General features: G+C 56.5%; 6 protein-coding genes. 1 reads left to right on the forward strand and 5 read right to left on the reverse strand.

Translation table 11 applies throughout. From position 1 onward, the window contains the following. Positions 1-61 precede the first annotated feature (61 nt). From DCO47_RS25875 to DCO47_RS27440, 4 genes are all read right to left on the reverse strand, one after another. The gene (locus DCO47_RS25875) at positions 62-655 is read right to left on the reverse strand and encodes a DUF2796 domain-containing protein (protein ID WP_065615587.1); all 594 of its coding nucleotides are present in this window, start codon (positions 653-655) and stop codon (positions 62-64) included. A 153-nt stretch (positions 656-808) separates the two neighbouring features. Continuing rightward, complete coding sequence (locus DCO47_RS25880) at positions 809-1,375, reverse strand: hypothetical protein (protein WP_064364007.1); 567 nt, start codon at positions 1,373-1,375, stop codon at positions 809-811. Next, positions 1,372-2,319, reverse strand: a complete 948-nt coding sequence (locus tag DCO47_RS25885; protein WP_065615588.1) for a CHAP domain-containing protein — start codon at positions 2,317-2,319, stop codon at positions 1,372-1,374. The genes DCO47_RS25880 and DCO47_RS25885 overlap by 4 nt, the downstream gene beginning before the upstream one ends. Beyond that, entirely contained in the window at positions 2,316-2,897 is a 582-nt protein-coding gene (locus tag DCO47_RS27440; protein ID WP_225930982.1) for a PAAR domain-containing protein, read from the reverse strand. Before DCO47_RS27440 ends, DCO47_RS25885 begins: the two co-directional genes overlap by 4 nt. A 135-nt stretch (positions 2,898-3,032) precedes the next feature. Between DCO47_RS27440 and DCO47_RS25900 the strand changes: the two genes are divergently transcribed. Continuing rightward, positions 3,033-3,392 (forward strand): hypothetical protein, encoded by a 360-nt coding sequence (locus DCO47_RS25900; RefSeq protein WP_065615589.1) that lies wholly within the window; start codon positions 3,033-3,035, stop codon positions 3,390-3,392. Positions 3,393-3,504: 112 nt separating this feature from the next. Here the strand turns inward: DCO47_RS25900 and trxA are convergent, their stop codons facing one another. Next, positions 3,505-4,377: a thioredoxin gene (gene trxA, locus DCO47_RS25905; RefSeq protein ID WP_042610625.1), complete on the reverse strand. Its 873-nt coding sequence runs from the start codon at positions 4,375-4,377 to the stop codon at positions 3,505-3,507. Positions 4,378-4,440: the final 63 nt, after the last annotated feature.

Genomic DNA, 4,440 nt, shown 5'->3' on the forward strand with positions numbered 1-4,440 from the left:
ATGCTGAATGTGCTGGCCTCATCGCGAGCAGGCTCACTCCTACAGGGGGTCTCTACAATATTCAGAATTTCAGCGCAGCCGATTTCGCCGTCACTTCCGTGCCTTGCTGGCCGCTGGCGCTGATCAGTTGTACCTGAATCTTCTGCGTAGCCGGGAAGGTCTTGAAGACGTTCGCCAGATCCAGCGTATTCAGCGCCCCCGGTGTGGCGCAGTTGAACTGGTAATGCGCATGGATTTCGCTGTGGTCGTGGTGATGCTCGTGACCGTCCTTGTCCGCTTCATCTTCGTCGTGATCGTCGGCGTCCGGCTTGTCGCCGAACAGCGGGCTTTCCAGTTCCTGGCTGACCACTTTGCAACCGGCCGCAGCGGGCAGACTGAACAGCGCCAATGGTTTTTCCAGCTGCGCACGAGCGGCAGCGACTTTGGCCTTGTCCGCGTCCGACGTGGCCGCATGTTCGAAACCGACCAGGTTCATCGCCGGGCTTTCCAGTTCCAGCTCCAGGGTCTGACCGTCGAGCGCGGCATTCAGGCGACCCACACCATGCTCATGCGCGCCGAGGCTGCCGTGCTCATGGTCGTGATCGTGCTCATCAACCGCATGGGCAGCGGCCAGCGGCAACAGGGCAAACGGCAAAGCGAGCAGCAAACGACGCATGGCGGACTCCAAAAAATGAAAAAATTGTTATGTAATCTTATAACGAAAGTGCGCAGAGTGTGCCCGTGCGCTTGGGATTGCGCAAGACTTGGCTAGGCACCGCCCGGGATGAGTTCGCGGGCGGTGCTGGGATTGGATGTCATGCTTGCAGAATCAGAAGCCTGCGCCGGGATAGTCGAACCAATAGTGTCCCGAAAGAACATCGTTGATCAGATTTGCGTCGAGCACGCTCGGGGCATCGCGACTGAAACGCTGTCGCCAAGCCGGAAGCCACCAGTAGTTGATGGCTGTTCCGCGCGGAAATACCACCAGAGTCAGCACCTCCTTATCCATTTTGCCCTGCGTGTAGAGTTGATGACTGCGATCCATCAGGGCCATGTACTGGTCGATTGGCAGTCTGAACATCAGTGCCAGGGTGAAGATTTTTTCACTCTGACTGAACGCCGGACTCTGCAGTACCCGCAATGCTTCGCAAGTGTGTGAATTCGGTTGACTCGCTATGCTCTGGCCTTCGGGGGTTGAAAGTATGTCGAAACGATCATCCATGTTTCGCCAGTCGGTCCGGCTATTGCGCTCAAAGTAATCACGAATAACAAGGGTCAGTGGACCTGCAGTTTCCCCGTCAGCGGGACAAGCCGAAAGATCGGCAGGCAACCAGATGCGCCATGCCACAATGAGCAAAAACGGAATTATGAGGAGGAGCGAATAAGGGCGTTTCATTGTGGCGTGCTGTGTTTGTAGCGTCGGAAAATAGTGAAGTCATGGTCGCTGGGATTTGCATTACCGGTCGCATGGCGAAAACCTGCGTCGTTAACTTCAACTTTTTCCCACCCTGCAGAAATGCATACGCCCTTCGTTAGAACGAAGCCGACATGGCCGCTGGCGTCGGAATAATTCATTGCGTAAGCGCCGACGTCCCCGGGCAACGGCGTGCGCTCGACTTTCCAGCTGTTGAGCAATCGTTGTCCATTCGCCCATTCACCCGCGAGCGGAGGGCTAACCTTGGAGAAATATGGCAGGTATTTCGATTTGCCATGTTCAATCAACGCCACGTTGACCCCAATTGCGGTCAGCACGTCGTAGACGAACAGATTGCATTTATTTGTGTTTGGTGGAAATTCCACGCTCTGCCTGAGAGTAGGGTGTGGTAGCGACTTTTTGCTTTTATTCCCTGCCCATTGTGTTGATCCCCGGTGTGACAGCGCCTCCATCAGTATCCTGCGCGGCATGTCCTGAATGACGACTTTCACCGTTCGGGTTTCATTGGTACGTTTCACACCATATTCGACTTCGTAGAACGCGTCGTTCGAGACAGCGCCGCTGGTCGTAAGCGGGACTTTTACCCACGGTGATATCGCTACGATCGAAAGAGACTTCCCTGGATTCAACGTCGCAGTGTGCATACCTTTTTTTGTACCGGAGTTCCCCACAATCTGAACCGTCACTTCGTGGGTGTCTCGGGTCTTGATCGACGATAGTTCCTTGCCCGCGAGCGTTATAGCGATCTGGCCGTTTTTGGACATTAATGAATAAATGCGAGGCCTGTCATCGTTTTGAACGATGTTGTCATCTACGACTTGACCGTCAATAAGCAGCTGAAATTTTACGCCTGGCGGTGGCTGCATCAGAAAGTCTTTAAAGATGAGTTTGATTTCCGATTTCATGACAAATCCTGTGTCAGGGGCTCTTCATAGGCATAGAAAGTCCATTCGGAATCTTCCCCTACCAACAGGGTGTCGTAATCCGAAGCGTTTTTTACCGGGTGTTCGCAGCCTTCGCCTGTGAGGTTGCAAGTGCTGTCTTGTAAAACGGCAACCTTCGCCTTGTCCTTGAGTTTGTAAGCCAAACCTGGCTTTTCCGTGTCATCGAGGCGTTCGATGATGACCTGCAAGTAGCGATAAGAGGTCAGGGCAGCAATCGGTGGCCCCATGTCAATTGGAGCGGGCCGGCCAATTCCTGCAAAACCACTGTGTTGCTGAGTGAGCAGCTTATTTGTCATGGGCGGACAACCGCAGGCGACGTAGTCACCCTCTAGCGCAGCTGGTCCGGCAGGTAAAATCAGCGTTCTTTCACCCACTGCTACGATGGGGCCTTTGCCAGGCCCACAAACCGGACAACTGGCGAGTTGTCCAATGGAAGCGATTATTCTTCCTTCGATATTGAGGTTCTCATTTCCTTCAAGTATCACGCCACCTGTAGAGGTCGGGCCTCCTTTAGAGGCCAGTTTTCGTCCTGAAGACATTGGGAATCCTTCCCGCAAAAAGAGATTAATTTAGCCGATTAACCCGGAATTACCAGATGTGTTTGGCGCCCTTTACTTGGCGTTGCACAAGTCCCGTGGGAGCATGCAGGTCAGAAAAATGCAGGAGCGAACTCGATGTTGCGGATACGCGGAACGGTCGGCGAGGTGCCGGTGGATTTGACGGTGGAGCTGGATGACAGCGATTGGGCGAGGCTCGGTTCGGCGCTGAGCGGGCAGGCGCCGGTTGCGCAGTCTGAGGCGGTTGCGCCAGCCCCGGCGGCGAAGCCGGTGAGTCAGGACGATGCGCTGTGGCAGGTGGCCAGAGACTTGCTGCGCAAGGCTGGGCAACTGAGTGGACCGGATCTGCTCGATCAGTTGGAGGCGCTGACCGGCAGTGCGGCGGCGGGCAAGCGTTTGCTGGTGCGTTTGCGCCACAGTACCGATGTGAAGGTGGCGAGCGGCGGGGATACGCCGCTCTATAGCTGGATCGAGTGAACCGCTAAAGATCGCAGCCTTCGGCAGCTCCTATAGAATCAGCGTTCCTCCGCAAAAACCGCGGTGAACACGATCCGATGTAGGAGCTGCGGCACGCTGCGATCTTTTGCTCTCAATAAAGCGCAGCAAACATCTTGCGGCGATACACCGTCACCAACGGGTGATCATTGCCCAGCAGCTCGAACACCTGCAGCAAGGTCTTGTGCGGCAAGCCTTCGCCATAGTTGCGGTTGCGGATGAACAGTTTGAGCAGGGCGTCCAGCGCCGCTTCGTATTGCTGGCGTGCCAGTTGCTGGATCGCCAGTTGATACACCGCTTCATCGTCCTGCGGATTTTGCGCCAGGCGGCTCTTCAGGTCGGCGGCGTCCGGCAGGTCCCGGGCGAGGCCGAGAAACTGGATCTGCGCCTTGGCCCCAGCGAGTGCGGCTTTGTGCTCATCGCTCTTGACCGCGTCGAGCACAGTTTGCGCTTCGCCCAGCTCACCGCGTTCGGTCAGGCAGCGTGCGTAGAGGATCAGCGCCCTGGCGTTGGTATTGTCTTCATTGAGCAGGGCGACCAGAGCCGCTTCGGCCTCGGCGAAACGGCCGTCGTCGAACATCGCCTGAGCCTGTTCGAACGGGTCGGCAGCAGCCGGTGGCGGCATTTGCACATGCGGTTCGAGCAGGGCGCGCACGGCAGATTCCGGTTGAGCGCCGGCAAAGCCATCGACCGGCTGACCGTCCTTGAACAGCACCACGGTCGGCAGGCTGCGAATGCCGAAGCGGGCGACGATGTCCTGCTCGATGTCGCAATTGACCTTGGCCAGCAGCAGCTCGCCCTGATAGCTCTCGGCAATGCCTTGCAGCATCGGCATCAACGCCTTGCACGGCGCACACCATTCGGCCCAGAAATCCACCAGCACCGGCTTGTTGAAGGAGGCTTCGATCACCGACTGGTCGAAATCGGCAGTCGTGGCGTCGAAGATGTACGGCGTTTGCTGACTCATGGGGGATCTCTCTAAGCGTCAATGAACGCACTATAAGGGGTGGCGCAAAAGATCGCAGCCTTC

The sequence above is a fragment of the Pseudomonas sp. NDM genome (genome assembly GCF_003105095.1).
Classification (GTDB): Bacteria; Pseudomonadota; Gammaproteobacteria; order Pseudomonadales; family Pseudomonadaceae; genus Aquipseudomonas; species Aquipseudomonas moraviensis_A.